The 2,563-nt window shown below is 32.5% G+C and carries 3 protein-coding genes and 1 pseudogene; 1 reads left to right on the top strand and 3 read right to left on the bottom strand.

The window, feature by feature from the left end; genetic code table 11:
* Window positions 1-926 (top strand): annotated as a pseudogene (locus tag AC1DJR_RS27355) (ABC transporter permease); the annotation flags it as partial.
* Between the two features lie 129 nt (window positions 927-1,055).
* On the opposite strand, the gene AC1DJR_RS27350 reads toward AC1DJR_RS27355, so the two are convergent.
* The 3 genes from AC1DJR_RS27350 to AC1DJR_RS27340 are packed head-to-tail and all read right to left on the bottom strand — an operon-like array spanning window position 1,056 to window position 2,491.
* A complete protein-coding gene (locus AC1DJR_RS27350; protein ID WP_429686569.1) occupies window positions 1,056-1,460 on the bottom strand; it encodes a hypothetical protein in 405 nt (134 codons plus the stop codon).
* A gap of 49 nt (window positions 1,461-1,509) precedes the next feature.
* Entirely contained in the window at window positions 1,510-1,980 is a 471-nt protein-coding gene (locus AC1DJR_RS27345) for a hypothetical protein (RefSeq protein ID WP_429686570.1), read from the bottom strand.
* A 52-nt stretch (window positions 1,981-2,032) separates the two neighbouring features.
* Entirely contained in the window at window positions 2,033-2,491 is a 459-nt protein-coding gene (locus AC1DJR_RS27340; protein ID WP_429686571.1) for a helix-turn-helix transcriptional regulator, read from the bottom strand.
* Window positions 2,492-2,563: the final 72 nt, after the last annotated feature.

Below are 2,563 nucleotides of genomic sequence, written 5' to 3'. Positions count from 1 at the left end.
CTACTATATCGYATTAAAGGAAAYGCAAARTCACTRGCGACAATTKCTATTTTAAGTGCAGTGACATTAACAGCGGTTGGTACGTCAGTTACGATGTATTACAACACATTTACRCAATCAAAAGTTGCTGCGCCGTATAGTTATTCTTATGAGAAAAAAGATGAAGCGCTAGATAAAAAGGTAAAAGAAATACTTGCTGGAGAGAAGAGCAATCATCCAGTGACATATGAATCAGAAGTTGAAATGATTCCTGTGAAGGGAACATTTAAAGGTGAAAGAGCAGATCAAGTGCTGAACACGCACTATAATGTTACGAATCAGTATCAGCTTATTTCTCAATCAAGCTTTAATACATATTTGTAATCGTTCCGGATCAAACATATGAGCAGGCGAAACAAGTACATGAAACACGTACTGTAAAAAATATTGATGTAAAAGGTGAGCGAAATAGTAAAGAGTTAACAGCGAAATTAACAAGCATTATGCCAGCAGGTGAATCGGAAGTTTTAAAACCATTTAACGATTTCTATACAGGATTCCAAATGGGAATTGAAACGACAGGTTTAATGATGTTCATTGGGCTATTCTTAGGATTAGTTTTCCTATTAGCAACAGGCTCAATCATTTACTTTAAGCAACTTACAGAAGCAAGTGCTGACCGTGATCGTTACGTTGTTCTTCATAAGATTGGTGTAACGAAGCAAGAGATGAAGAAAGCTATCGCAAAACAAGTGAGCTTTATCTTTGCTATCCCGTTAATTATCGGTATTTTACACAGTTTGTTTGCACTAAAAGGTTTGTCGAATATATTACCATTCGAAATTATGATYCCGCTCCTAATTAGTATYGGAGTATATGGCGTCATTTATATYGGATATTACTTCTTAACAGTTCGCTCTTATTATAAGATTGTGAGCGCGAAGTAATAGATGTAGCTGTAAGGAAATAAGAACTATAAAATAGCCATTCACCTGATTTTTTTAGTCAGGTGAATGGCTATTTTTGTTTTGATTAGCCCTCACCAATCGGGCGTTTACGGGCAGTAAAGCTTCCACCTAACTTCTTTGCTCCTTCTTTTTAATGTAATGGTTTTCCGTAGATAAATCAGGCTTTGTTTGAAAAACGATTATATAAATAGTTAATATAATTGTATTGATCAGATTGGCTAATATAGTCATTAAATCACTTGATGGAATGAGGAGAACAAAGATTGAAAGTACGGCAGAAGCAAGTGGAATGAACTTTTGTAGAGTAGTTAACTCTCCATCGTTATGAAGCTTCGAAGACTTAAAGAAGCTAATTAAGAAAATAAAGGATGTAAATAATAATCCTAAATAGCCCCAACCATCTTCAATATACCAAGGTAAAAAGCTCATTCGTGATGTGAAAATAAAAAGATTTAATATTAACATGCTAATCATTAATATATTTAATATAGTGATATTTGTCTGTTTTTTCACTTGAATTACACTCCGATGTTTATTTGTTTTTTATAGATTATAGTATGAATTAATGCTTAGTAAATTGATTTAATTCTTGTAATTCCTTTTCTTTAAAGGAATTAAAGTTGCTCTTTTCAACTTTATAAATCTCTTCTTTTATAAGATTTGCTTTATATTGAGCATCTAAAAATTGAATTTCTTTATCCCAAGTTTTGATACTTAGCCGAATGCATTTCTCTCGCTGAGCCGTTGGTAAATCATCACGGTGTTTCGGTTCTTTATGAGGATCTTTTGTATTATCAACACGAACTCCATAAATTAGTTCTAATTGATCTAATTGATTATATAATTCATCCAATTCTTCTCTTTGCTTCATTATTGAATTGACTTCTGAGCTTGTGATAGTAGGATTAGTTAATTTGAAATGAGCTAGTTCCGCTGCATAAGCCTCAGTTTTTGTACCTGTATTTGCAAACACAACAGTTGATATTCCCATTAGTAGGCCAAGGGATAACGTTGTAATAATTATTTTTTTCATATCATTTTATTCCTTCCATTGTTTAGTATAAATAAAATATTTTTCGATCTCTTTATTGAGACGTTTTTGCCATTTCCGTAAATCTTGCTTCAATTTCATCCAATTCGAATGAATGACATATTCTATGGTCTTCTTTATCTAAAATTCTATAGTGTTGAGATAGAATATTTTGTTGTATTTTATAACCGTTTAATTCTTTTATTTGTCGCCACCACACCTTTCCTCCTAAAGTCTTCGGGAAGTTAGTGTTGTAATGTGTAAAAGCAATAGTTTTTATAATTTCATTCACATCATCTCCGAATGTCATCTGGACTGTATCACTCTGTTCAAAGAGTGTTACGACACAAACTGCACCTGTCCATGTTAGAGTGCGTCTTCCTTTTTCGATTTCCACTAATGTTTTCTTCGATAAACCGATAATTTCTGACATTTTATCCTGTGATAAATCACTCTCAACACGAATGAGTTTTAATTTTGAATTGACGAGTTCAATAAATTCTTGCTTATCCATAATGTATCTCCTTCTTTCTTATAGTGTAAATTTACACTAAAGGTGTAAATTTGTCAATTTTAGTGTAAAAAG

The sequence above is a fragment of the Bacillus sp. 05T31 genome, from assembly GCF_056396725.1.
Note: the sequence above shows the minus strand (reverse complement) of the source record. Positions and strands in the feature narration are given on the sequence as shown.